Origin of the sequence: Acinetobacter sp. 809848 (assembly GCF_000581275.1) — a bacterium.
Taxonomy (GTDB): domain Bacteria; phylum Pseudomonadota; class Gammaproteobacteria; order Pseudomonadales; family Moraxellaceae; genus Acinetobacter; species Acinetobacter pittii.
Map to the genome: position 1 here is coordinate 1 of NZ_JEXG01000027.1, position 24,691 is coordinate 24,691.

24 protein-coding genes and 4 tRNA genes are annotated in these 24,691 nt (G+C 39.8%); 24 read left to right on the forward strand and 4 right to left on the reverse strand.

Translation table 11 applies throughout. The features are described from left to right. On the forward strand, nt 1-960 hold a 960-nt coding region (gene filE / locus J536_RS17880), incomplete at its 5' end, for a putative pilus assembly protein FilE (RefSeq protein ID WP_032063528.1). An 18-nt stretch (nt 961-978) separates the two neighbouring features. Further along, nucleotides 979-2,907 (forward strand): hypothetical protein, encoded by a 1,929-nt coding sequence (locus tag J536_RS17885; protein WP_032063529.1) that lies wholly within the window; start codon nt 979-981, stop codon nt 2,905-2,907. A 58-nt stretch (nt 2,908-2,965) separates the two neighbouring features. On the opposite strand, the gene J536_RS17890 is transcribed toward J536_RS17885, so the two are convergent. Then, nucleotides 2,966-3,514, reverse strand: coding sequence for an NUDIX hydrolase (locus tag J536_RS17890; protein ID WP_002115876.1), 549 nt, complete (start codon nt 3,512-3,514; stop codon nt 2,966-2,968). A gap of 114 nt (nt 3,515-3,628) precedes the next feature. Here J536_RS17890 and J536_RS17895 point away from each other — a divergent pair, with 114 nt between their 5' ends. The 6 genes from J536_RS17895 to fghA all read left to right on the forward strand — a co-directional run bounded on the left by J536_RS17895 (nt 3,629) and on the right by fghA (nt 8,811). After that, nucleotides 3,629-4,255 (forward strand): CoA pyrophosphatase, encoded by a 627-nt coding sequence (locus J536_RS17895; protein ID WP_014208431.1) that lies wholly within the window; start codon nt 3,629-3,631, stop codon nt 4,253-4,255. Between the two features lie 22 nt (nt 4,256-4,277). Further along, nucleotides 4,278-4,805 carry a gamma carbonic anhydrase family protein gene (locus J536_RS17900; protein WP_080612917.1) on the forward strand — a complete coding sequence of 176 codons (528 nt, stop codon included), beginning with the start codon at nt 4,278-4,280 and terminating at the stop codon, nt 4,803-4,805. 135 nt (nt 4,806-4,940) lie between these two features. Next, entirely contained in the window at nt 4,941-5,606 is a 666-nt protein-coding gene (tsaB, locus tag J536_RS17905) for a tRNA (adenosine(37)-N6)-threonylcarbamoyltransferase complex dimerization subunit type 1 TsaB (protein WP_017481240.1), read from the forward strand. 11 nt (nt 5,607-5,617) lie between these two features. Next, the gene (locus J536_RS17910; RefSeq protein ID WP_002115856.1) at nt 5,618-6,409 is read left to right on the forward strand and encodes a class I SAM-dependent methyltransferase; all 792 of its coding nucleotides are present in this window, start codon (nt 5,618-5,620) and stop codon (nt 6,407-6,409) included. A 136-nt stretch (nt 6,410-6,545) separates the two neighbouring features. Then, nucleotides 6,546-7,997, forward strand: coding sequence for a C13 family peptidase (locus J536_RS17915; protein WP_005071224.1), 1,452 nt, complete (start codon nt 6,546-6,548; stop codon nt 7,995-7,997). Further along, nucleotides 7,966-8,811 (forward strand): S-formylglutathione hydrolase, encoded by an 846-nt coding sequence (gene fghA / locus J536_RS17920; protein WP_017481241.1) that lies wholly within the window; start codon nt 7,966-7,968, stop codon nt 8,809-8,811. Before J536_RS17915 ends, fghA begins: the two co-directional genes overlap by 32 nt. A 5-nt stretch (nt 8,812-8,816) precedes the next feature. On the opposite strand, the gene J536_RS17925 is transcribed toward fghA, so the two are convergent. After that, nucleotides 8,817-9,089 (reverse strand): DUF2218 domain-containing protein, encoded by a 273-nt coding sequence (locus J536_RS17925; RefSeq protein WP_017481242.1) that lies wholly within the window; start codon nt 9,087-9,089, stop codon nt 8,817-8,819. Between the two features lie 184 nt (nt 9,090-9,273). Between J536_RS17925 and rpe the strand changes: the two genes are divergently transcribed. From rpe to J536_RS17995, 14 genes are all read left to right on the forward strand, one after another. Beyond that, nucleotides 9,274-9,960, forward strand: a complete 687-nt coding sequence (gene rpe, locus J536_RS17930; protein ID WP_032063530.1) for a ribulose-phosphate 3-epimerase — start codon at nt 9,274-9,276, stop codon at nt 9,958-9,960. Nucleotides 9,961-10,316: 356 nt separating this feature from the next. Next, on the forward strand, nt 10,317-11,138 hold the full coding sequence (locus J536_RS17935) for a Cof-type HAD-IIB family hydrolase (RefSeq protein WP_017481244.1): 822 nt from the start codon (nt 10,317-10,319) through the stop codon (nt 11,136-11,138). Nucleotides 11,139-11,241: 103 nt separating this feature from the next. Continuing rightward, the gene (locus tag J536_RS17940; RefSeq protein ID WP_017481245.1) at nt 11,242-11,637 is read left to right on the forward strand and encodes a hypothetical protein; all 396 of its coding nucleotides are present in this window, start codon (nt 11,242-11,244) and stop codon (nt 11,635-11,637) included. Nucleotides 11,638-11,678: 41 nt separating this feature from the next. Next, on the forward strand, nt 11,679-13,616 hold the full coding sequence (locus J536_RS17945) for a copper resistance system multicopper oxidase (protein ID WP_032063531.1): 1,938 nt from the start codon (nt 11,679-11,681) through the stop codon (nt 13,614-13,616). Then, nucleotides 13,603-14,358: a copper resistance protein B gene (locus J536_RS17950; protein ID WP_017481248.1), complete on the forward strand. Its 756-nt coding sequence runs from the start codon at nt 13,603-13,605 to the stop codon at nt 14,356-14,358. The genes J536_RS17945 and J536_RS17950 overlap by 14 nt, the downstream gene beginning before the upstream one ends. Nucleotides 14,359-14,386: 28 nt before the next feature. Beyond that, nucleotides 14,387-15,382 carry a cation transporter gene (locus J536_RS17955; RefSeq protein WP_017481249.1) on the forward strand — a complete coding sequence of 332 codons (996 nt, stop codon included), beginning with the start codon at nt 14,387-14,389 and terminating at the stop codon, nt 15,380-15,382. Nucleotides 15,383-15,531: 149 nt separating this feature from the next. Next, on the forward strand, nt 15,532-15,852 hold the full coding sequence (locus J536_RS17960; protein WP_002115842.1) for a DMT family transporter: 321 nt from the start codon (nt 15,532-15,534) through the stop codon (nt 15,850-15,852). 12 nt (nt 15,853-15,864) lie between these two features. Beyond that, nucleotides 15,865-16,344 carry a methylated-DNA--[protein]-cysteine S-methyltransferase gene (locus J536_RS17965; protein WP_032063532.1) on the forward strand — a complete coding sequence of 160 codons (480 nt, stop codon included), beginning with the start codon at nt 15,865-15,867 and terminating at the stop codon, nt 16,342-16,344. Between the two features lie 134 nt (nt 16,345-16,478). Beyond that, nucleotides 16,479-17,699 carry a bifunctional glutamate N-acetyltransferase/amino-acid acetyltransferase ArgJ gene (argJ, locus tag J536_RS17970; RefSeq protein WP_017481251.1) on the forward strand — a complete coding sequence of 407 codons (1,221 nt, stop codon included), beginning with the start codon at nt 16,479-16,481 and terminating at the stop codon, nt 17,697-17,699. A gap of 144 nt (nt 17,700-17,843) precedes the next feature. Next, entirely contained in the window at nt 17,844-18,908 is a 1,065-nt protein-coding gene (nadA, locus tag J536_RS17975) for a quinolinate synthase NadA (protein WP_002115913.1), read from the forward strand. Nucleotides 18,909-19,050: 142 nt separating this feature from the next. Further along, a tRNA-Pro gene (locus J536_RS17980) sits at nt 19,051-19,127 on the forward strand. Nucleotides 19,128-19,183: 56 nt separating this feature from the next. Next, nucleotides 19,184-19,260 (forward strand) — tRNA-Arg (locus J536_RS17985). A gap of 33 nt (nt 19,261-19,293) precedes the next feature. After that, nucleotides 19,294-19,369: transfer RNA gene (locus tag J536_RS17990), tRNA-His, on the forward strand. Nucleotides 19,370-19,373: 4 nt separating this feature from the next. Next, nucleotides 19,374-19,450 (forward strand) — tRNA-Pro (locus J536_RS17995). Nucleotides 19,451-19,599: 149 nt separating this feature from the next. On the opposite strand, the gene add is transcribed toward J536_RS17995, so the two are convergent. After that, nucleotides 19,600-20,595, reverse strand: a complete 996-nt coding sequence (gene add / locus J536_RS18000) for an adenosine deaminase (RefSeq protein WP_032063533.1) — start codon at nt 20,593-20,595, stop codon at nt 19,600-19,602. Between the two features lie 401 nt (nt 20,596-20,996). Between add and J536_RS18005 the strand changes: the two genes are divergently transcribed. Next, the gene (locus tag J536_RS18005; RefSeq protein WP_017481254.1) at nt 20,997-22,172 is read left to right on the forward strand and encodes a zinc-binding dehydrogenase; all 1,176 of its coding nucleotides are present in this window, start codon (nt 20,997-20,999) and stop codon (nt 22,170-22,172) included. A gap of 102 nt (nt 22,173-22,274) precedes the next feature. Here J536_RS18005 and J536_RS18010 read toward each other — a convergent pair whose 3' ends face one another. After that, nucleotides 22,275-23,222, reverse strand: a complete 948-nt coding sequence (locus tag J536_RS18010; RefSeq protein ID WP_004888660.1) for a LysR substrate-binding domain-containing protein — start codon at nt 23,220-23,222, stop codon at nt 22,275-22,277. Nucleotides 23,223-23,467: 245 nt separating this feature from the next. Between J536_RS18010 and J536_RS18015 the strand changes: the two genes are divergently transcribed. Next, entirely contained in the window at nt 23,468-24,688 is a 1,221-nt protein-coding gene (locus J536_RS18015) for an acyl-CoA dehydrogenase (RefSeq protein ID WP_017481256.1), read from the forward strand. Nucleotides 24,689-24,691: the final 3 nt, after the last annotated feature.

A 24,691-nucleotide genomic window follows, 5' to 3' on the forward strand; every position in this document is an offset into this window, starting at 1 on the left:
TCACCGACTGCACCGACTGCACCGACTGCACCGACTGCACCGACTGCACCGACTGCACCGACTGCACCGACTGCACCGACTGCACCGACTGCACCGCAAAAAGTCCAAAATACTCAGCCTACTTCAGCAAATAGTCATGAATTAAAAACACCTATTGAAAATGTAAAACTTCAGACGGCATCTAATGATGAATGGCAGAAACAATTACTTTTAATTCCACCTCCGATCAAAAGTACTTCACAGGCTTCCCCTGAGCCAAATTCTTCACAAGATAAGTCTAAATTTACTACTATTGATGGCATAGAATATGTAAATAGTGAATATCTTGAAGACCAAGAGTTTAATTTAGAAGGAAAAAAACGTTTTTATATCGTGCCAGATGGTTTAGGCAGAACTGAGTCAATAGAACGTAAAAAAGGTCTAAGTCGATCAACGTTGGATCAGCTTTTTAATCGACATACTCAAGATACAGAGTCGGCAGTGGTATTAGCGCCGACGTATATACGTTTATCTTCTCAAGATTTAGAAGCAACTTTTGAACAAGATAAGTGTTTTATTAAAAATTATAATAAATCAATTAAAAAGCTCAGTATAAGTAAAGAAGTAAATTTGTGGCCAAGAAAACCTCTTAAAGAAAAGTTTGAGTATGAGTTGATAAAGCTTGATCCTTCAATTCAACATTTAAAACTTATGTCATTCGCTGCTAGTAATGAAAGACCTTTATATTATTGGCCTTTAGTTATTTTTTTAGATGATAAAGGGTGTATTTTAGAGGGGGTGAGCGGTTTCAAGAGTAAATCGTATCCTTCTACTCTATTACAACACGCATCAATCCAAGGTGTTTTAAAATTACCACCCTTAGCACATTACATGATGTTGACGCCATTATCCTCTGCCGTAGATGTGGCAGAAAATGAGTTAACGAATCAGGGACAAATTCAAATTTCAGTATTACGTTAAAAATAAGTAGGATATCTAATGAATAAAAAAGTTTTATGGCCTTTTGCACTTACCACATTGGCACTGATGCTAAACGGTTGTGGTGGTGGTAGTTCCACAATAAATGAGAATCCTACAAATGGATCAGGAGGAGCTACTGCTAATGGAAGTTGTTCCGTAACAAACAGTGATTGTCTACAATTCTCTTTAGATTACCCAATAGCGGGTATTAATTTTACCTGTAGTAGTGCAGCGAATCTAAGTTTTGTTACTAAGGCTTCTGGAAATAGTGTTATCGGATCTTGTAAAGCAGGCGATACTGCTAGTTTTTATTTGCAAGATACCAAAGCTACAAGAAAAATTGAACTAGGCTCTGTTAAGTTAGACACTGTTTCAAAAATTCAGATGACTGTTCCGCCACGTTTGAAAGTCATGGATATGGCGATTGGATTAACTGGGCAAACACCAACCTCACTTAACCAGAATGATCCTACAGTGCGGGTTGCAATGGCATTGGTAAAACTTTTTCAAAGCGTTGGCTTAGAGAGGGGAGATCATGTTGCTGGTGATTTGCAGCCAACCCAATTTACCGATGAGAAGAAAAATACTTTAAATATTTTAGTTCAAAATATTACAGCTACAGAATGGAAAAATGGTGCTTATGCCAATATTTTGAAACCATGGTTAGATGTAAGTCCAGTATCAGATACGCAAGCTTTTGAATTGGTAACGCAGTTGGCACACTTAAGTTTAGTAGGGTTATATCAATCAGATTATATTACTTTGGCTGAGCCTAATTTAATATCTGAAAATTTTTATGGATGTAATTTAACTAATTTAGCAGATTGCCCAAAAAATAGCGCTAATACCCAACATATGTTTGGTAATTTATTCTTACTATCTGATCGTCGGGGATATACATTTGGTTATGGTTTACAATGGAAAGGAACGAGTACAATTACAAGCCAGTTAGCAATTAGTGCAGTATTAAATGTCTTGACGAAATCTAAGCCAACTCAAATGGTTGCAGACTCGCAAACTACTTGGCTTGATCCAATACAGACAGAAATTAAATCAACACAACCATTCCGTTTAAAAACTTCTAGCAATACAAATGAAGATTTAGTGATTTATCAAGGCAAATTATTGAATGATTCACTTATTGCAGGACGTGATAGTTCATATTTCGGGTTAACAAATACTAAAACTCCTAATCCTCAGCAGTATGCTTTATGGAAACAGAGTGTTGATAACCAAAATTATAATGGTTCTATGGATATTTATAAGGTAAGCCCTGCGAGCTATCTGTCTAATCAGATCTTTAAAACAGCTAATAATGTCAAATCTGGTCAAACTTATATTTTCCCATTATATGCAACTCTAAACTTTAAATTTGATACAGCAGGAATTGCCCCTATTGATTTGGGTATTGTAGTTGATGAAAATGGAGACATTAGAACAGATATTAAACCTAATGCTACTGCAACAGACATGTCTGGTCAGTGTGGAGTGGTTTCGAATACGAGTTTAATTGATAACAATGGCGTTCAGCAGTACAGAATTGGCACAACTGGAGGAACAGAGTCGGCCACCAATGATAAGTCAATTACAGTAAGAATGATTTTTGGGGTGCCTCAATTAGGGAAGTTAAATGGCATTGTGGTAGGCCTAAATTCAAATGTAGTTCAAAGTACTTCTCAAACTGGTAGCCAAACTTTACTTGTAAGTGGCGCAAAAATTAACGTTGCTAATCTATTACAAGGGCAGACCAGTGGTGCGAATCTTACTACCTATGATAACAAAACAGTTTCATGGTTAAATCCGTACGCTTTCTATCAGCAGGTATATAATAATATTAAAGATATTTCACCTGCTCCGACTGAGGCCGAAAAAGCTTTAGGTCAGCGTATGGCTGGAACTGTAACACTTAGAACCGCTGATTGTTATCAGATTAAGACTAAATCTTAAAAATAAACGACAAATAAAAAAAGACCGCGAGAGCGGTCTTTTTTTATGATTCAAGTGATTAACCTGTATGGTCTAAACGAGTCCCCAAAGTTTCAAGATGGGTTGGGAATACTTGTTTCTTACGATCTTCAAAATAATGTCTTAATGTATGTTCGACGCTAGGGAAGGCAAGCTCACCCCATGGAATTTCATGTTCTTCAAACAACCGACTCTCGATACTTTCTTCACCTGCACCAAAAATGCCATCTTTCAGCTGTGCTTTGAAAAGAACATAAATTTGACCAATACGAGGAATATTGTACATACAATACAGTTGTTCTATTTCTATCTCGGCTTCTGCTTCTTCTCGAGTTTCGCGTGCTGCACCTTGCTCCATGGTTTCGAACAATTCCATATAGCCAGCAGGCAAAGTCCATAAACCATAACGAGGTTCAATCGCACGACGACAGAGTAATACTTTGTCTTCCCATAACGCTAAGGCACCGCAGATTACTTTGGGGTTTTCATAGTGAATATTTCCACAATGAGTACAAACACGGCGTACTTTATGATCACCTAAAGGAATTTTTTGTTCGGTTTTATGCCCACACGCTACACAGAAACTCATAATTATCATCGAGTATAGAGATGCCTCAGCATAACTGAATTTTTAGACTTACGCATCAACTCTATTCCCTAACTTTGATTTTCAGATATGATGCAAAGAGAGACAGAATAATAGGTGAATGGTATGGAAGAGCACTTGCTAACACAAAAGTTACAGCAAAGATTACGCTTTTCCACCCGCATACAAGAAGCACAAGCTGCAGTACTCATTGCCATTACGAATGAGAATGATCCAAAGGTACTGCTTACACGCCGTTCAATACATATGAACAACCATGCGGGGGAAGTTTCTTTTCCGGGTGGAAAGCGTGACCCCAGTGATACGAGTAATATTGTTGTAGCGTTGAGAGAGGCTCAAGAAGAGACAGCTTTAAATCCGTTTGATGTACAGTTGTTAGGTGATTTGCCGATGCAGCGTGCAAGAAGCGGTTTGTCTGTAAAACCGATCGTTGGGCTTATTCCTCCTGAGGTCACTTTAATACCTCAGCCTACCGAAATTGATCGAATTTTCTTTGTCCCATTACAGCAACTTATCGAGACGCGTCCAACACCTTATGAAGTTCGATATGCTCATCAGTCTTTATATTTTCCAAGCTTACAGATTGATAATGAAATTATTTGGGGCTTAACTGCTCGTATGTTAGTTGCTCTGTTTAAATATGGATTGGGTTATCAAAAAGATTGGCCATTTTTACTCAACTCACCAACCTTTGGAATGCCAAAGTTTTCTCATAAAAAATAAAGATCAGGATTGATAAATTATGATGTATAGCTATCAAGGACAGCACCCAAAAGCATTACATGAGCCATGGGATGGCTGGGTTGCTCCAACTGCAACGCTTATTGGGCAGGTAGAACTAGGCCGTCAGGTCAGTATTTGGTTTGGTGCAGTAGTTCGTGCTGATAACTGTGTCGTTCGGATTGGTGATTTCTCTAATATTCAAGAAAATTCTGTCTTACATACCGATGCTGGACTTGAGCTAAACATTGGTGAATATGTCACCATTGGGCATAAAGTCATGCTGCATGGTTGTACGATTGGTGATAATAGTTTGATTGGTATGAACGCCGTAATTTTAAATCGGGCTGTGATTGGTAAAAATTGTATTATCGGTGCTAATGCTTTAATTCCTGAAGGGAAGGTGATTCCAGATAATTCAGTGGTGATGGGTTCACCTGGCAAAATTGTCAAAACTTTAGATGAAGATGGCGCTGCAAAAATACGTTTGAGTGCATTGCATTATGCTGAGCACTTTAAGAACTATGCAGATTTAAAAGAATTCCACTTTTAACTCTTTTTTAGCAAAATATTTTTATGCCAAGCACAAGCTTGGCATTTTTATTTAGAAAGAGAACAACTCGCCTATCAGAGCCGAGTGGGGTATCATAACCCTCGTTTTTAATCTGATTTAATACTAAGGTTGTGCATGAAATTGCTGGCGTTGGAAACTGCAAATGAGCAGTGTTCTATTTCATTAGTCGATGAAACCCAAGAACTATTTTTTCAACTCGATACGCGGGCGAAAGCACAAACCCAGACCATTTTGCCCATGATCGAGCAAGGGCTACAACAAACAGGTCTTGAAGTTGCTGGTTTGGATGCGATTGCCTTTAGCCGTGGACCTGGTTCTTTTAGTGGTGTTCGAATTAATGCTGCTGTTGCCCAAGCTTTAGCTTGGTCACAAGATTTACCTGTAGTTCCAGTTTCTACATTGCAAGCTTTAGCACAAGCGGCATACCGACTTGAAGGTTTGGAACAAGTGACTGCCGTGCTCGATGCGCGTATGAATGAAGTTTACATTGCAAGTTATGTTTTAGATGAACAAGGAATTATGCAGTGTATTGATGAAGAAAAATTAATGGGCTATGAGCCAGCAGCAGCTTATGCAAAACATTGCTTAATTGGTTCGGGCGCCAAGCTACTTCAAGCTGATGCAGAGCATCAAACAATCACTGCAACTGCACAGGATATTGCTTCTATTGCACGTGTCTATGCTACACAAAAGCAATGGGTGGATGCCGAGCATGCTTTGCCAGTTTATTTACGTGATGATGCGTGGAAAAAGATAGCGGATCAGGGTAAAGCAAAGTAAAGGCAGTACTCATGCATATATATTTTGAAGAAGATTTTCAAGAACAAGCACAGCACTACCAAGCTGTGCTTTGTTCTAGAGGTGTGACTGTCGATTTACAGCCAATTGAAAAGCTGAATGCGCGATTTTTACGCTTCAATCCTGAAATTGCCCTTTGTGTAGATGAAAACGGATTATGGTTATCTGCTAATGGCATGAAAATGCAGCCCGACTGGAAAGCAGAAATTCCACGTTTAAAACGTGCAAGTCTTAAATCGGAAATGATTGCCCGTGCTTGTCAGTTAGGTGAAAAGCCGGTATTGGTTGATGCTACAGCGGGTTTAGGCCATGACAGCTTACTTATGGCTTATTTAGGTGCCCAAATCCAGCTTGTTGAGCGCCATCCGATTTTATTTACTTTACTTGAAGATTCAAAAGCTCAGGCGGAACGTGATCCATTCTTAAGTCAATTTATGGATCGTATTCAACTGATCTTTGCTGACTCTGGAAGCTATTTACAGCAATTACATCAAGAAGCAAAAACGGTTGATGTAGTCTATCTTGACCCGATGTTTCCACAGCGCGACCAGAACCAACAAGCAATTAAAAAACAAGCTCAAGTCAAAAAACAAATGCAGCTTTTACATCTTCTTTTACCTGAAGATGGTGAGATGGATTTGGGGGATAATTTGCTGGTTTTAGCACAGAGAGTTGCTAAACGTGTAGTCGTTAAGCGGCCACGCCATGCTATTTTCTTGGCAAATCAAGAGCCAGCTCATCAATGGCAAGGAGATGCTTGTCGTTTTGATGCGTATTTTCAGTAGGCTTATGTAAGGTTAGGTTTTATTGCTTGAATAATGCACAAATATATGTGATATAGTTCAAAAGCATGATTGCTAAAATTCTTAGCAGGCATACACTTAAGATGCCTGTCAAAAACGAAATTTTTGAAAACCTTTTATGATTGATCTTAAACCCTCCATTAACTTTTGGCATGATTTTAAAAGCAACCAAATTGCCGGAATGTGGCTGTTTTTGGGGTCAAGACGTTCTTTACAGATTGTACATCCATCTATTCTTCAGCTTATTGTTTGGGGAATTTTAGGAGGATGTACCAACTCTCTTTATAGCTGGCTTGTAGCTGGTCAAATCGGTGATTTTAATTCACAAGGTTTAATTGGTTATGCACTTTGGCCATTCATTGCCTTAATTGTTGGTATTTTCTTATCACAGCGAACTAACCAACCTCGCTTAATGCTAGTTCCTGCTTTACTGTGGTTGGTTCTAGATACAAATATCTTATTAATTCAATGTTTAATCCAGTATTTGGGGTCTAACGGTTATCTCAACTTTATTCCCGATGCTATTTATAACGGAATTTTACCGAGTTTATTTGTAGCTTTATTCGTGTGGCAAAGTTTAGCCGTAATTTGGGTTTTCTCACGTGAGCTTAAGTGGCCATGGTGGGAACGTGCACTGGTTATGGTTGCGACCATTGCAACGATGGTGGTTTGGCAACTTTCTGTAAAAGATCAACCGATTTGGAAGGTCGAAGATTCGGCTCCAACGTTTGCTGAAGATGCTTTTTATGCGCAAAGTAAACTGTTAAATGATTCTTTAGAGCAAGTTCAATATGGTGAGCTCGCCAAAAGCCATTGGTATTTTCTAGGTGTTGCTGGCGATAGTTATCAAGATGTTTTTAAATCGGAAGTGGTCCGTATTAAAGAACAGTTTGATACACGTTTCGGAACGATAGGTCGCTCAATGATGCTGGTCAATAATCCAGATACCCGTACAGAGATTCCAATTGCCTCTAAAACCAGTATCGAGTTAGCCCTACGCCGTATGGGGCAGCAAATGAACCGTGATAGTGATGTCTTATTTCTATATATGACTTCACACGGTGAACAAAATCACTTTGAAATTGAAAATGCGCCATTAGATTTAGGGCAAGTAGACCCGAAATGGTTACGTGAAACACTGGATAAATCCGGTATTCGCTGGCGTGTAATTGTGATCTCAGCCTGTTATTCAGGAAGCTTTATTCCTGCTTTACAGTCTCCTGATACTTTAATTATTACCGCATCGGCTGCTGATAAAACTTCTTTTGGGTGTAATAACGAAGCTGACTATACCTATTTTGGTCGAGCTTTCTTTGATTTGGCTATGCGAGAGCAATCGTCGATGAAAGATTCGTTTAACACAGCTAAGCAAACGGTAACCAAATGGGAAGTGGCTCAAGGTGTTGAACCTTCAGAACCTCAGTGGATGATCGGTAAAAATATGGAACTTATGCTACCTCAATTGGAAAAGTATCTATTTCCTCAGCAAAATACGGGTAGTGTAGATATTGCTCAAACAAAAACAGAGGCTAAAAACGATGCAACTCCTGCAAAAAAACCGCTGCTTTGAGGGCGAGCAGCGTATATACCAATTTGAATCTTCTTATTTAAAAGGACCAGCGAAGTTTGGTGTTTATTTACCACCAGCAGCTTTAGAGGGTAAAGCTTGCTCAACTTTGTTTTACTTAGCTGGGTTAACGTGTACTGAAGAAACTTTTGCCATTAAAGCCCATGCTCAGCATATGGCAGCACAACTGAGCCTCATACTGATTACCCCAGACACTTCTCCACGTGGTGAACAGGTTACGGCAGGGGATCATTGGGATATAGGTCAAGGTGCGGGCTTTTATATTAATGCTACAGAAGCACCTTGGTCTGAGCATTATCAAATGGAAAGTTATTTAATTGATGAGCTACATCCACTCATTTTAAAAAGCTTTCCTGTAAACGATCAACAAGTTGGTATCTTTGGGCACTCAATGGGTGGCCACGGCGCATTGACTTTGGCTTTTAAATATCCTGAGAAATTTAAGTCGGTATCTGCTTTTGCTCCGATCTGTGCACCAACAGAGTGTGCATGGGGAAACAAAGCGTTTAGCCATTATTTAGGTGCAGATCGCAATAGCTGGTTAGCTCATGATGCTACAGCTTTAGTCTCAAAGAATGGTGCAATATTTAGCGAAATTTTGGTGGATCAGGGATTGGATGACCAATTTTATGAACAACTTCACCCTGAAAAATTTAAGCAAGCATGTTTAAAAGCAGGACAGCCTTTAACTTTAAGACAACATGCTGGCTATGACCATGGTTATTATTTCATTCAAACCTTTATGGATGAGCACTTACAGTTTCATGCAATCCAGTTAGAAAAAGTATTTGGCTAATTAGTTTAGTGTTGCCATTCAACTTGAAATTCTTGTTGAGCCATACGGTTTAGATGATCAAGAACAACTTTTTCTAAGTGGTTGTGGTCATCTAACTGACTATCAATAGCAACGTTTAACTGCTCTGTTGCTGGTGCAAGCGTAATTGTTGCTGTAGGCATTAAGATTTTAAAATCCTGTTCAGTTTCTTGTACTTCAAATTTGTGTTTCCAATGATTAACTAGACGTTTTGCAATGCGTTTTCCATCGTTTGTTAATAGATGAGTTGTGCTTTTCATTATCAATCCTCACATTGGTTTAATGTACCTTAACAAATTCGTTTCGCCGTTAGCATTCTATTGTTGCAACGTTACGTTGCAAGTTTGAAATGTTGTCATTTAAGCAAGGAAGGGCGGGCCAATTAGGTTCTTTTTTGTTATAATTTTTAGTCTCTCCTTAAACTTCTAGCCAGGTCATCCACCTATGTCCAAGCCTTATTTGATTGCTCCTTCTATTTTATCTGCCGATTTTGCTCGTTTAGGCGAAGATGTAGACAAAGTGTTAGCCGCAGGTGCAGATGTAGTGCATTTTGACGTTATGGATAACCACTATGTTCCAAATTTAACTTTTGGTGCAGGTGTATGTAAGGCTTTAAAAAACTATGGGATTACAGCTCCTGTTGATGTGCATCTAATGGTATCTCCAGTTGATCGTATTATTGGTGATTTCCTAGAAGCAGGTGCAGATATTATTACGTTCCACCCAGAAGCATCTCACCACATTGACCGTTCATTACAGCTTATTAAATCTGGTGGTGCTAAAGCAGGTTTAGTTTTTAACCCAGCAACGCCATTGCATTATCTAGATTATGTACTTGATAAAGTTGATCAAATTTTATTAATGAGTGTAAACCCTGGTTTTGGTGGACAAAAGTTCATTCCAATGACTTTAGACAAATTACGTGAAGCGCGCAAAATTATCGATGCAAGTGGCCGTGATATCCGTTTAGAAGTTGATGGTGGTGTTGGCCCTGCAAATATCCGTGAAATTGCAGAAGCTGGTGCAGATATGTTTGTTGCCGGTTCAGCAATTTTTGGTCAACCCGATTATAAAGTTGTGATTGACCAAATGCGTGCAGAGCTTGCGAAAGTAGGCAGTGTTGATGCTTAAAAAGATAGAGTTAATCTAAAATAAACTTGTGGATAACTTTGTTTATAACTGTATGGATAACTGTGTTGATAACCGTATGGATAAAATGTTGGTAAAATAAACAAAATTAGATCAACCGTTTATTCTATAGACAAAAACTATGAAAAAAGAACGTTTTGGCGTTCTTTTTTTATGCGTGTTGAATAATTTATTAGCTGGTTTTTTATTAAGCTTTGCTAAAAAATAACCTGTGCAAAAAACGATGTAGCTCTGTGTAAAACTTTTTGTGCATAGATACGTATAAAACTGTAAAAGTGTCATGAAAAATAAAGCTAAATTTGGTTTAATAAGTTTTTAGTAAGAGACCTTGATCATTAATGACAGTAAAAATTTTAGCAGTAGATATGGATGGGACTTTTCTTAATTCCAAAAAGCAGTACAACAAAGCACGTTTTTTAAAACAATACGAACAACTAAAACAAAATAATATTCATTTTGTGGTAGCCAGTGGTAATCAACTTGCAAAACTTGTTACCTATTTTCCAGAAATTAATCATGAGATTGCTTTTATTGCAGAAAATGGCGCACATGTTGTAGATGCAGGGCAAGAAATAGCTTTTGCTCATTTAAGTCAGCAACAATACGTTGAGATTTTAAAAGCGATTGACTCTTCATATATCTCAACCATGGTGATCTGTGGGAAACAGAGTGCTTATGTGCATAGCAGCATGAACGCAGAAGACTATGCCAAAGTTGCCCGATATTTTGAAAAACTGACAGTTGTAGATGACTTTTATGCACTAGATGACTTGGTGTGCAAAATTACTTTTACCGCTCAGGAAAACGAAAGCTTTGCGATTTTTGAACATTTTCAGAAGCAAAGTTTTGTAGCAGATAAAGTTTTGGTACCTGTTTCAAGTGGTTTTAATTTTATCGATTTGATTCTTCCCGACCAGCATAAAGCACATGGTTTGAAGCTGTTACTACAAAAATGGCAGGTTGCACCTAATCAAGTGGTTGCGATTGGTGATAACAACAATGATATGCAGATGATTAAAGCTGTGGGTTATGGGTTTGCAGTTGAAAATGCAGTAGAAGCATTAAAAGCGGTGGCACCTTATACCACTGTAAGTAATGAACAAGAAGGTGCATTAGAGGTGATTGATTTAGTCCTTCAGCATCAACCTCCATTTGCTTAATTACTTTAAAACAAACAGTTAAGATTGAAAATTGTATCTGTTTGAAAACTTGGTTATGCTAATGGGGTTAAGATCACTCATCGGCTCTAGGTGATAAATCACAATGGCTCTACAACACTTACGCAAGTATGCTTGGTTTGTGTTCCTAATGGCTTTCGTCATTGGGTGGAGTGGTGTGTCTATTGCACAGACGCCTATGCAACATGATCTTCATACTATGCCGTGTCATAGTGAAAAATCTTCGCATAACAATATGCATGCTCAAGCAAATGATCAGACCATATGTCATCAAAAGATGACTCAGTCTCTTCATTTGCATGGTGAGCATTGTCAGGACTGTAACCCAGTCCATTGCCAAATGGTGAATTTGGCTCTGCAACAAGTTGTACCTGACGTTGAATCTCCACTTATTCCTATTTCATATCAATTTAGCAGTATTTATCAGGCTCAACATTTAGCCGGATACTGGCAAGAGATTTTACGTCCTCCTAAAGCTTGATCCTTATTTACTTATTTTTTTAATTAAAAAGGATCACAGCAATGTCTCATAAAACAATTAGCAGCTTAGTTGCTGTATTTGGACTATTGGTTTCACCATGGTCACTCGCAGCAATTAAGGAATATCACCTTAATATTAATGAACAACAGGTCAATGTTACGGGCAAACCCCTTAAACGAATTACCGTAAATGGCAAGTTTACAGCCCCACTCCTTGAGTTTGAGGAGGGGGATGAAGCAGTTATTCATGTTCATAATCAGCTAAAGAACCAAGATACCTCTTTACACTGGCATGGCTTATTACTGCCAGGGTTAATGGATGGCGTACCGGGTTTCAATGGTTTTAAAGGAATTGCGCCAAATGGAGATTTTGTTTACCGCTTTAAGGTGAAACAAAACGGCACCTATTGGTATCACGCGCATAGTAAAGGCCAAGAGCAAGATGGTTTATATGGCCCACTTGTGATTTACCCAAAAGGGAAAATACCCGTAGCTGCTCATGAGAAAACTGATCGTGATTACGTGGTAATGCTTTCAGATTTTCATAATTCTTCTAGCGATAGCATTATGAAGAATTTGAAGAAATCTGCTGAGTATTATCAAAACCGCCGTGAAACGGTATCTGATGTCTTGAAGCAAGTTAAAACGCAAGGTTTAAAAGCAACTTGGCAAGATCGTTCGATGTGGAATCAGATGCGGATGTTAAAAACCGATATGTCTGATGTGACGGGCTATACGTTCTTGGTCAACGGCAAGACACCTCAGCAAAACTGGACAGGTAACTTTAAGACTGGCGATAAGGTTCGATTACGATTTATTAATGCATCGGCCATGTCATTTTTTGATGTCAGAATTCCAAATTTGAAAATGACTGTTGTGAGTGCAGACGGACAGCCAGTTAAGCCTGTTGCAATTGACGAGTTTCGTATTGGTACAGCTGAAACCTACGATGTCATTGTAGAGCCTACGCAATCAAATTATCAGATTGAAGCAGAGTCTATTGACCGTAGTGGTTTTGCTATCGGTACTTTGCATAATGAAAGTGCACAGGCTCTAGGCCCAGTTCAAATGCCAGAACCACGTCCACGTGCTTTGTTAACCATGGAAGATATGGGCATGAGTCATGGCAATGGGGCAAGTGATGAACATGCTGGCCATCAAATGAACATGCAACATGACATGTCGGCTATGCCTGAAATGAAAAAAGAAGCGAACTATGCTAATCATGATTCTACAATGATGAATATGGATCATGACATGAAAAATAATTCATCTAGAGAACATGATCATTCCATGATGCAAATGAAGCATGACATGTCAGCGATGCCTGAAATGAAGCATGATATGCAGGCAATGTCAGCTAGCGAGCATGACCACGCTATGATGAATATGAATCATGAGATGCCTGCGCAATCTGAGAATAAGCCTAAAAAGGATGAACCCGTTTATGGTTGGGCAAATGCTTCAACACCAGCGGACATGAGGGCACTGCAATATAGCGATTTGCAATCTTTAACACCTCAACCAGACACGCGTGCACCAGAACGTGAATTAGTTATTCGTTTAGGTGGCAACATGGAGCGTTATATCTGGACCATTAATGGCAAAAAATTTAGCGAAGCTGAGCCATTACAAGTTAAGTATGGCGAACGTATTCGCTTGAAGTTTGTGAATGACAGCATGATGGCCCACCCAATGCATTTACATGGGATGTTTATGCAATTAGAAAATGGCCAACAAGCTGAAAACTTACCAAATAAACATACTCTCATTGTTCCACCAGGAAAAACCGTTACTGCGTTATTGACAGCTGATGCCTTAGGCGAATGGGCGATTCATTGCCATCTGCTTTATCACATGAGTGCTGGAATGATGAATAAGTTGATTGTGGCTCAAGTGAATGATGGACAACAACCTGCTCAAGCTCAATCACCTGTTCAATCTGAAAATGAGAAAGGAGCTAGTCATGCGCATCACTAAGTTATTTTCTCAAATGTTATATTGCGGTGCTTTCTCGAGCATATCAGTATTTACTTTTGCTCAAGAGCCTTTAACTCATGATCATTTACGTGAACATGGCGGACAGGTTTATCAAGCAACAAAAATTGATACTAGCTGGACTCAAAATGAAGAAGGAGAAGGTAGTTTTTCTTCTGAATTAGAAACTTGGGTGGGAACGGATGAAAATAAATTGTTCATTAAAGCCCATGTGGATAAAGCAGAGTCAGAAGATGCTAATTACGGCAGTTCAGTACTTTATAGTCGAAATGTAGCTGACTATTGGGATGTACAGGCTGGGGTAAACTACGAGCGTTTGCAGCGGGAAGATGAAAAGCAAGATCGTTGGGCAGGTGTCGTGGGTTTACATGGCATGGCACCTTACTTTTTTGAAACCGATGCATATCTTTATGTAGGTGAAGACCAGCTATGGAAGTTAAGTTTAGAAACGGAAAGGGACTTGCTCTTCACCCAAAAGTTAATTGGTAAACCTTATTTAAAAGCAGATGTTGTTTTGCAAGATGAATCTCGCTATGCAAGCAAAACAGGTTTATCAAGTTTACAAGCTGGTTTCCAAACCCGTTATGAAATCAACAAAAAGGTGATGCCATTTGTTGATGTTGGTTACGGCTATGAAAAAGGTTTAAAACAAACTGCTTGGCAAACTGGAACCGACTCTGAACATGGTTGGTATTATGGAGCTGGCTTAACACTAAAATTCTAATTGCCGAACAAAAAGTAAGCTTAAACATATGCCATTGGTTTATACTAATGGCATTGTTTTTTGTGTCAGTTATGGTGCAAAGATGGCTTTAGAAAAACAAGAGAATCAAATACATTTAAGTAAAAATAGCTCTAACTGCGAATGCTCAAGCAGGTCGTCTCAGGAGAGTTTCACGCCTAGTGAACCTGTGGCTAAAAAGAGTCAATGGGTAAGTTATTACCATATTCCTCGCATGGATTGTGCAGCCGAAGAGCAAATGGTACGGATGGCTTTGGCTTCTTACAATGACGATATTCAAGAACTTTATTTTGACTTACCAGCGCGTCATTTGGCGATTTATCATAGTGTTCAGGCTGAAATGATTACTCAAAGTTTACAGCGTCTAGGATTAGGAGCAGAGTTACAACAAACGCAGCCACATTATGAACCAGTTGAAAAACCTAAAAAGGTTCGAGCTAGTTCTTCAACTAATGCAGCACAAAAGCAAGTTTTACAATGGTTGTTACTGATTAATGGTGTCATGTTTGTCATTGAGTTTATGGCCGGCATCATCGCTTCCTCTACAGGATTAATTGCCGATTCGCTCGATATGTTTGCCGATGCTGCAATTTATGGCATTGCTTTATTTGTGGTGGGTAAAAATCTAAATGCGCAATTAAGGGCTGCACATCTTTCGGGGTGGTTGCAGTTTGGCTTAGCCATGATTGTGTTAGTTGATGTACTGCGCCGTTTTATTTATGGCAGTGAACCCGTTTCAATTCTCATGATTTTAATTGGCGGATTAGCGCTTGCGGCCAATATTAGTTGCCTTTATTTAATGAGAGACCATAAGGAGAGCGGGGCACACATGAAGGCGAGTTATATCTTTTCTGCAAATGATGTCATCGTCAACTTGGGTGTCATTGTCGCGGGAATATTGGTTGCCATTACAGGTTCGCGTTATCCTGATTTAATGATTGGATTGATTATTGTTTTGTTTGTTTTAAATGGTGCACGAAAAATTTTACAGTTAAAAAATGAATAATATTTTCTGATAGAGGCAAGCCTGTGTCAGGGTTTGCCTTCATTTTTTATTTTAAAGTAAACTGAGTCCTCACATAAAGGAGGAACGACCTCCCCCATAATGGGACATCATGTCGGGACGACCTGACGCTATAAAAATTAGTGAATGTTATGGCTTGGGCTATTTTAATTTTAGCAGGTGTATTTGAAATCATTTGGGCATATTCTATGAAAATGTCCGAAGGTTTTACACGTTTAACCCCTAGTGTTATTACCGTAGTTTTTATGATTTTGAGTGTAGTTCTGCTTTCAATATCAATGAAAACTTTACCTCTTGGCACTGCCTATACGGTTTGGACAGGCATTGGCGCAATTGGGTCATTTCTTGTAGGTATATTTTTTCTTCATGAACCTATTGGAGCTATGCGAATGATTGCCGCTGTATTAATTGTGTCAGGTTTGGTTTTAATGAAAATTTCATCGCCGTCTTAAGAGAATAAAACTATGTTGCTGTCTTATAAGTATATCAATTCGCCTGTTGGGCAATTAAAGCTAGTTGCGAATGAAAATGCTTTAGTGGCAGTACTCTGGGACAATGAAAATCCAAAACGTGTTCGACTGGCTGAGCTGGTCGAACAACTTGAACATCCAGTTTTATTAAAGACCGAACGACAATTACAAGAATATTTTGAAGGTAAACGCCGAGAGTTTACATTGCCACTAGATTTCGAAGGAACCGCATTTCAAAAGTTGGTCTGGTCTGCTTTACTGACCATCCCTTATGGGGAAACAAGAAGTTATAAAGATATTGCACTCCAAATTGGCAATGAAAAAGCGGTGAGAGCAGTGGGCGCGGCAAACGGTAAAAACCCAATTTCCATTATTGCACCTTGTCACCGAGTCATTGGTGCTGGTGGAGCTTTAGTTGGTTTTGCTGGTGGGCTTGATAAGAAAGATATTTTATTAAAACTAGAGCAACAATGAGCCGTTTTTGCGCTCGATTTTTTTAGTCTTTTCTACTAAGCTGTCCACTATGATATTTCATAAGGTCGGTGCTTCACTGCATTGCTTTTTTGAAATATTGATCTTATTCATAACAAACTTTGGATGTTCTAAAAATGGCTGTCGGTGACGTAACAATGCCACAAATGTATGTGGTAAAAGGTGTAAAAATTGGCTCAACAGAAGCATATGTACGTTACCAAAACCGACGAGATTTAGTCATTTTTGAGTTTGCAGAAGGCTCAAATGTTGCTGGTGTATTTACTCAAAATGCATTTTGTGCAGCACCTGTTCATGTCTCTAAAGCTCATCTTGCCGAAGGTAATCCGCGCTATTTAGTGATTAACACAGGTAATGCCAATGCGGGTACTGGACCTACAGGTTTGAAAAACGCTCAAGATACTTGCGCGAAGTTAGCGGAGCTTGCAGGAGTTAATAGCTCTGAAGTACTTCCATTTTCTACAGGTGTGATTGGTGAGCAGCTTCCAATGGAGCGTTTACTTGCTGGTCTTCAGCCTGCATTAAATAGCGTACAAGATGCTGCTTGGAATGATGCTGCAACTGGCATTATGACAACAGATACTGTGCCTAAAGGCGCATCTGAACAATTTGAACTTGATGGCATTACTTATACCATGACAGGTATTAGTAAAGGCGCCGGAATGATTCGCCCGAACATGGCAACCATGTTAAGTTTCGTGGCAACAGATGCACCTATTAGCCGTGATTTAGTACAAAAGCTACTAAAAACCACGGTTGAGCATTCATTTAACCGTATTACGATTGATGGCGATACTTCGACTAATGACTCTTGTATTTTCGTAGCAACAGGTCAGGCGGGTGGCGCTGAAATTACATCGGACAGTGATGTACGCTACGCTAAAGTGTTAGAAGTTCTTGCTCGTGTAATGAATCGTTTAGCACAGTTAATTGTCCGTGATGGTGAAGGTGCGACGAAATTTATTACTGTTGCTGTAGAAGGCGGCGCAAATACTCAAGAATGTTGTGACATTGCATATAGCATTGCGCATTCACCACTTGTCAAAACTGCACTTTTTGCATCGGACCCGAACTGGGGACGTATTTTAGCTGCGATTGGCTATGCAGGCGTTAAAGACTTAGACGTGTCTAAAATTCAAGTGTGGTTAGACGATGTACAAATCTGTAAAGACGGTGGCGCAGCTGAGGACTATACCGAAGAAGCGGGTGCGCGCGTTATGGCACAAACCGAAATTACCATTCGTGTTGATTTAGGACGTGGTCAGGCCAAAGACACGGTATATACGTGTGACTTATCTTACGACTATGTCAAAATTAATGCTGATTACCGTTCTTAAATATCAGTTATAATCAAGCCTCGACAAAGAGGCTTTTTTATTAGCCCCATCTTTTGATATTAAATGATTCAATCCGTAAATCATTTAAGCAGTAACGTTATATGCGAGCAGGTATGCCAGCATGAAGGATAGAGAAGACGTTTTATGAGTGATGCGACTTTAATTGCCAACGATGCAAAAAACATTGTACAAGCGCATTTAGACCGTTTAGGTGAGCCAAAAGACAATCGCTTAAGTGAAGAAGCAAAACAACAAAAGTTTGCGCAGATCGAAGCAGAGCTCAAAAAACGTGATGCTGTCCTTGTTGCTCATTACTATTGCGACCCTGAAGTACAAGAACTTGCCGAAAAAACAGGTGGATGCGTTTCTGACTCTTTAGAAATGGCCCGTTTCGGACGAGATCATGCTGCCTCAACACTGGTTGTTGCTGGGGTCAAATTTATGGGAGAAACAGCAAAAATTCTGTCTCCTGAAAAAACAATTTTAATGCCGACACTTGAAGCAACCTGCTCACTAGATTTGGGCTGTCCTGTCGATGAGTTCACGGCATTTTGTGATCAGCACCCTGACCATACCGTAGTTGTTTATGCCAACACATCGGCTGCTGTTAAAGCACGTGCCGATTGGGTTGTGACTTCGAGCTGTGCTGTTGAAATTGTTGAACATCTAGACAGCTTAGGCGAAAAAATTATTTGGGCGCCAGATCAGCACTTAGGTCGCTATATCCAAAAGAAAACTGGTGCAGATATGTTGCTTTGGGATGGGGCATGTATTGTGCATGAAGAATTCCGTGCACGTGGCATTGCCAACATGAAAGCACTGTACCCAGACGCTGCTGTATTAGTACATCCAGAATCGCCAGAATCGGTTGTAGAAATTGCAGATGCGGTAGGTAGTACTTCTCAACTCATTAAAGCTGCGCAGACTTTACCAAACGAAAGACTCATTGTGGCAACTGACCGCGGTATTTTCTACAAAATGCAGCAAGCAGTACCCAATAAGATTTTAGTTGAAGCGCCAACAGCGGGTGAGGGGGCAACTTGTCGTTCATGTGCCCACTGTCCGTGGATGGCAATGAATGAACTCGACGGAATTTTAGAAGTTTTACAAAAAGGTGATCAGGAAATACACGTTGATCCAGCACTTGCTGAACGTGCCAAAATGCCTTTAGATCGAATGTTAGCCTTTAGTGCATCGTTAAAACGTTAAAAAACCTCAAAATGCTTGTTAAATATACATTTGATAAGGATTTTTAACTTTTTTTGAGAATAGGTGTTGACGTCTGAGGGCGTCACGCCTAGAATGCACACCGTACCGCACGATGTGCGATACAGCAAAAGCTGAGATAGATCGGAGCATAGCACAGCCTGGTAGTGCACCTGGTTTGGGACCAGGGGGTCGTAGGTTCGAATCCTACTGCTCCGACCACTTAAAATAATATTTTAAGATCGGCGAAGTATCGCATGATAAGCATCATCGGTTAAGCGCCTGTAGCTCAGTTGGATAGAGCATCCGCCTTCTAAGCGGATGGTCACAGGTTCGAATCCTGTCAGGCGCGCCATTTGGTAGCTTGGTACATAGAACTTATTTGATGGTGGATGTAGCTCAGTTGGTAGAGCCCTGGATTGTGATTCCAGTTGTCGCGGGTTCGAATCCCGTCATTCACCCCAATTTCGGAGCATAGCACAGCCTGGTAGTGCACCTGGTTTGGGACCAGGGGGTCGTAGGTTCGAATCCTACTGCTCCGACCATATTTAAAAGCGTTCAAGCTTTGAAAATATCTCAAATATTGAAAAGAATTTCTTCTAGTCTTACAGGTAGAAGGAATTTTTTTGTTTTTATATATTTTAATTTTAATTCATATACAATCCAATATTTGAACTTATTTATATAAGCTCTGTTATTGATATTTCTGCCTTAACTCATCTTTTTCTTGTTCTGATAAAAATGCGATTTTAAGACCATTTTCTTGAGCTGTATAAATTTGCTCAGGGCTTAAACCTGCTAGTGGGGCAGCAGTTAAATATTCATGCTGTATTTCAATGCCTTCTACCGCAGGGTCATCTGTATTAATGGTAGCAAGTACGTCATGTTCTAAAAAAGTCTTTAATGGGTGCTCTGCTAAAGAAGGCACTGTGTTGGTTTGAATGTTCGAAGTCAGGCAAGATTCAATCCCAATCTGGTGTTTAGCCAAATAATCTAGAAGTTTTAAATCTTGAACTGCTTTAACACCATGTCCAATCCGTTCTGCACCTAATTCTACAATGGCTTGCCAAATACTTTCTGGGCCAGCAGCTTCGCCTGCATGTACGGTAATGTGCCAACCTGCATCACGTGCTTTTTTAAAGTGATCAATAAATAAATTGCCCGGAAAACCAAGCTCATCTCCAGCGAGATCCAACGCTTTAATATCATTTTTATGGGCAAGCAGGGCATTTAATTCTTTTTCGCAGGCTTCTTGACCAAAAGTACGACTCATAATGCCAATTAAATTCGCTTTTACCCCGTACACCTGACTACCCTCTTTTACGCCAGCAATCACAGCTTCAACAACACCTTCGAGCGGGAGTTGATGTGGCATTCCCATATAACCCGGGGAAAAACGCAGCTCTACATAGTCTAGGCCTTGCTGTGCTGCATCTTGCATGTTTTCAAAAGCAATACGTTTGCAGGCATCTAGGCTCGCTAATACTTTTACACCCCAATCGAGCTTAGATAAAAAACTTAATAAGTCTGGTTGGTTATCCATCACTTGTACGTGGGGTCGTAAAGATTCAATGTCGTAAGCAGGTAAATCTAAATTGTATTGTTGCCCCAAGTCTAAAATGGTTTGAATGCGGATGTTGCCATCAAGGTGGCGGTGTATATCTGTAAGTGGAAGCGTTTTAGTAATCATAAATTTCTTCTTATCTGTTCGTATCAATTCATCATGCATGTTTAGTTGCGCTGATAAAAGTTTGGATTTGCTATGTTTTTGTGAAAAGCGTTGAGTTGAGTTTTTTGAACTTACTATATTTGTATAAGTTTTAATTTTGATGACATTGTTCTGGCCTAAGAAGACAACGCAGTCTGTGTAAAATACAAGCACCAAGATTTTTATTGTTTTTAATTTCGCTGAGCCTGTTTTTGTTGACTCTTCAAGAGTGGATTGGCTGAAGAATGGTCATTGGTATTTTGCTTTTTAGTTGTAAAGATGAATAAAGGCTTGCTAAAGACCAAACTGATAAAGCGATTAATTTATCTGTAGAAATCTATTTCTGGCAAGTAAATGAAAAAGAAGAAATAGGAAGCGCTCAAATGAAGTCGGTACTTTGTCATCAAGCAAAATTACAAGTGGTAGACCAACCGAACTTAACGCCTGCAAAAGGGCAGGTTTTATTGGAAGTGGTGCGATGTGGGATCTGTGGTTCAGATTTACATATGCAGCACCACTGCGACCACATGCATGATTTGGCTGCACGTGTCGGGTTTAATGGTTTAGCCAAGTCTACAGATCCGTTTGTATTGGGACATGAGTTTTGTGGCAAGGTTTTAGACTACGGCCCAAAAACACGTCATAAATTTAAAGCCGATACACTTGTCTGTGCAATGCCGCTTTTAAATGTAGATCAGCATGGTTATTTATCTACAGGGCTTTCTCCAAATGCTTCGGGTGGCTATGCCGAGCAAGTATTGGCTCAATCGAGCTTGATGTTTGAAGTACCCAACGGTCTAGATGCCGATAGTGCTGCCATGACTGAACCTATGGCGGTTGCATTGCATGCTGTTCGCCGTAGCCGTGTAAAAACAAGTGAACCTGCGATTGTGATTGGTTGTGGTCCTGTTGGGTTAGGTGTCATATTAATGCTTAAAGCGGCTGGTGTTAAAACTGTAGTTGCCAGTGACTTTTCTCCAAACCGTCGTAAGCTTGCCGAGCAATGTGGTGCGGATATTGTGGTAGACCCTAAAGAGACATCACCATTTGCCAACTGGAAAGAGTTTGGTTTGCTTGGCAATGTTTCTGATGCCATTAACATGGGCATGGGACTGTTTGATAAGTTGCAAGCGACACGCTTACCTTGGTGGCATGGATGGCGCATGATTGATAAATTGGGTGCTCTGCCAAAACGTCCTGTTATTTTTGAATGTGTGGGCGTACCGGGTGTTTTACAGCAGATTATTGAAGGGGCGCCTTTATTTTCCCGAATTGTTGGGGTGGGCGTCTGCATGCAAAGTGACAAAATCGAACCCGCACTTGCAATTAATAAAGAGTTAGAAATTCAGTTTGTGTTGGGCTATACACCGCTTGAGTTTCGAGATGCGCTACACATGATTGCAGAAGGTAAAGTGAACTGTTCACCACTGATTACGGGTGTTGTTGGCTTAGAAGGAGTTACCAATGCATTTGAAGCGTTACGTGACCCTGAACAACATGCCAAAATTTTGATTGACCCGAAGCGTAGTGGTTCAGATATTCAATTAATGAGTCATTAATTTCAAAGTCATTTATACTTAACTAAAAGATTGTGATTAATCAAATCACAATCTTTTTTATTTTATAGATCGTAATATTGAGCATAAATAAAACCTGCTGAGCTAATTTGAATTGCTCTTTAGTTGTTCTAGTTCTTGGTAAATCCACTCAACAAATTTTTGAATAGTCGGTGAGATGTCTTGGCTCGAATGAATAAGGTAATACTTTCGGCTACCTTTTAATTTTTTATTGGAAACAATCACCAGTTCCTTTTTTTGTAGTTCAGACTCAATCAACATTTGCGGAATTAGAGCCATTCCCATGTCATGACTGGCAGCAACCGCAAGCATTGAAAATAACTCATGGCGTTGTCCATCAAAAGGCTTCGGGTGTTGCATCTGATGAGTGAGAAACCATTCTTGCCAAATGCTAGGTCGAGTGGTTTGTTGTAGTAGAGGGATTTTTAATAAATCTTCTGGGCTTAAATCATAGGTATTTTCATTAATCATCACCGCATCTGGAAAATACTTTTCGATTAGTCTTGGTGAGCACACAGGTACAATTTCTTCATCCATTAAATAATGTGCTTGTATGCCGGGCCAGTGGTCAATTTGCTGTTGCGTACCTGCAAAAATCGCAGCATCAAAAATGTTGTCATTAAATAAAAAAGGTTTAGTACTGGTTTCTAAATGAACCGTAATTTCAGGGTGTTTTTGATTTAAAAGATGGAGTTTGGGTAATAACCATCGCGTTGCAAAGGTAGGAACCACACCTAACTTTAATGTTCCACCTAAACCCTTATGAGAAATCACATCGGCTGTACATTTCTCTAAACCTAATAAGTAGGGCTTAATACTTTTAAAATACTGCTGACCAGCAATGGTGAGTTCGACACCATGCCGAGTACGTATAAAGAGTTCAACGCCTAAGAAATCTTCTAATTGTTGAATTTGGCGAGAAACTGCACTTTGGGTAATACATAACTCTTGCGCAGCATAGGTATAACTTAGATGTTTTGCTGCACTTTCAAAGCAAATTAGACCCTGAATGGAAGGGATGCTTCTTCGCATAAATAAATCCTTTTATTTGTCGTCATATTTCAAAACAGCATATGATCTAAACGCAGATATCAAAGTTTAGTATAAAAATAAGCCATTTTTAATGAAATACAATGAATTAAATATCTAAATTTAATACGTCTTATTTTAAATATGCGTAAGTCGCATATCTGCATGAACATTTATCGTTTGATTACTGCATTTTTCACGCATAACATCGAGTTAAATAAAGAAGTTCAAATTAAGCAGAGGATGCGATGAATCACATGGTGACAACAAAAAAAGCAAAAGTTCAATTTAACTGGCAAGACCCATTTTTAATTGAGCAACAGCTTAGCCCAGATGAGCGCATGATTCGTGATGCGGCTCATGCCTATTGTCAAGAACGTTTGCAACCCCGTGTACTTGAACAATTCCGTCATGAAACAACAGATCCATCTATTTTCCGTGAAATGGGAGAGCTTGGCTTACTTGGCCCAACCATTCCTGAGCAATATGGCGGCGCGGGTTTGAACTATGTGAGTTATGGTTTGGTTGCGCGTGAAATTGAATATGTCGACTCGGGCTACCGCTCTATGGCGAGCGTGCAAAGCTCATTGGTCATGGTTCCGATTCATGAATTTGGTACTGAAGAGCAAAAGCAAAAGTATTTACCTAAACTTGCCACAGGTGAATACATTGGCTGTTTTGGTTTGACTGAACCTGATCATGGCTCAGACCCGGGCAGTATGATTACTCGTGCTAAAAAAGTTGACGGTGGTTATCGTTTAAGTGGCGCAAAAATGTGGATTACCAATAGTCCAATTGCCGATGTATTTGTCGTTTGGGCAAAAGAAGTTTCTGCTGAAGGTAATGTGGGTGACATTCGCGGCTTTATTTTAGAAAAGGGTTGGGAAGGCCTATCTGCGCCTGCCATTCATGGCAAGGTCGGTTTACGTGCCTCGATTACGGGTGAAATCGTGATGGATAACGTTTTTGTACCTGAAGAAAATGCGTTCCCTGAAGTTCGAGGTTTAAAAGGCCCATTTACCTGTCTAAATAGCGCCCGCTATGGTATTGCATGGGGTGCGATGGGTGCTGCCGAGTTCTGTTGGCATACAGCCCATCAATACACCATGGACCGTAAACAATTTGGTCGTCCATTGGCTGCAAATCAGTTGATTCAAAAGAAACTGGCAGATATGCAAACTGAAATTGCTTTGGGTTTACAGGCTGCTTTACGTTTTGGCCGTATGAAAGATGAAGGTATTGCATCCGTTGAAGGTACATCTTTAATTAAGCGTAATAACTGTGGAAAGGCACTTGATATTGCCCGCATGGCACGTGACATGATGGGTGGAAACGGCATTAGTGACGAGTTTGGTGTGGCACGTCATTTGGTCAATCTTGAAGTCGTAAATACCTATGAAGGTACACATGATGTTCATGCCTTAATTTTAGGTCGTGCACAAACAGGCATTGCCGCATTTAGTAACTAACTC

Bases quoted from the DNA above. Each gene is read 5' to 3' on its own strand.
- J536_RS17885 (WP_032063529.1), top strand. From the start codon at position 979: ATGAATAAAAAAGTTTTATGGCCTTTTGCACTTACCACATTGGCACTG.
- J536_RS17890 (WP_002115876.1), bottom strand. From the start codon at position 3,514: ATGAGTTTCTGTGTAGCGTGTGGGCATAAAACCGAACAAAAAATTCCT.
- J536_RS17900 (WP_080612917.1), top strand. From the start codon at position 4,278: ATGTATAGCTATCAAGGACAGCACCCAAAAGCATTACATGAGCCATGG.
- tsaB (WP_017481240.1), top strand. From the start codon at position 4,941: ATGAAATTGCTGGCGTTGGAAACTGCAAATGAGCAGTGTTCTATTTCA.
- J536_RS17910 (WP_002115856.1), top strand. From the start codon at position 5,618: ATGCATATATATTTTGAAGAAGATTTTCAAGAACAAGCACAGCACTAC.
- J536_RS17915 (WP_005071224.1), top strand. From the start codon at position 6,546: ATGATTGATCTTAAACCCTCCATTAACTTTTGGCATGATTTTAAAAGC.
- fghA (WP_017481241.1), top strand. From the start codon at position 7,966: ATGCAACTCCTGCAAAAAAACCGCTGCTTTGAGGGCGAGCAGCGTATA.
- J536_RS17925 (WP_017481242.1), bottom strand. From the start codon at position 9,089: ATGAAAAGCACAACTCATCTATTAACAAACGATGGAAAACGCATTGCA.
- rpe (WP_032063530.1), top strand. From the start codon at position 9,274: ATGTCCAAGCCTTATTTGATTGCTCCTTCTATTTTATCTGCCGATTTT.
- J536_RS17935 (WP_017481244.1), top strand. From the start codon at position 10,317: ATGACAGTAAAAATTTTAGCAGTAGATATGGATGGGACTTTTCTTAAT.
- J536_RS17940 (WP_017481245.1), top strand. From the start codon at position 11,242: ATGGCTCTACAACACTTACGCAAGTATGCTTGGTTTGTGTTCCTAATG.
- J536_RS17945 (WP_032063531.1), top strand. From the start codon at position 11,679: ATGTCTCATAAAACAATTAGCAGCTTAGTTGCTGTATTTGGACTATTG.
- J536_RS17950 (WP_017481248.1), top strand. From the start codon at position 13,603: ATGCGCATCACTAAGTTATTTTCTCAAATGTTATATTGCGGTGCTTTC.
- J536_RS17955 (WP_017481249.1), top strand. From the start codon at position 14,387: ATGCCATTGGTTTATACTAATGGCATTGTTTTTTGTGTCAGTTATGGT.
- J536_RS17960 (WP_002115842.1), top strand. From the start codon at position 15,532: ATGGCTTGGGCTATTTTAATTTTAGCAGGTGTATTTGAAATCATTTGG.
- J536_RS17965 (WP_032063532.1), top strand. From the start codon at position 15,865: ATGTTGCTGTCTTATAAGTATATCAATTCGCCTGTTGGGCAATTAAAG.
- argJ (WP_017481251.1), top strand. From the start codon at position 16,479: ATGGCTGTCGGTGACGTAACAATGCCACAAATGTATGTGGTAAAAGGT.
- nadA (WP_002115913.1), top strand. From the start codon at position 17,844: ATGAGTGATGCGACTTTAATTGCCAACGATGCAAAAAACATTGTACAA.
- add (WP_032063533.1), bottom strand. From the start codon at position 20,595: ATGATTACTAAAACGCTTCCACTTACAGATATACACCGCCACCTTGAT.
- J536_RS18005 (WP_017481254.1), top strand. From the start codon at position 20,997: ATGAAGTCGGTACTTTGTCATCAAGCAAAATTACAAGTGGTAGACCAA.
- J536_RS18010 (WP_004888660.1), bottom strand. From the start codon at position 23,222: ATGCGAAGAAGCATCCCTTCCATTCAGGGTCTAATTTGCTTTGAAAGT.
- J536_RS18015 (WP_017481256.1), top strand. From the start codon at position 23,468: ATGAATCACATGGTGACAACAAAAAAAGCAAAAGTTCAATTTAACTGG.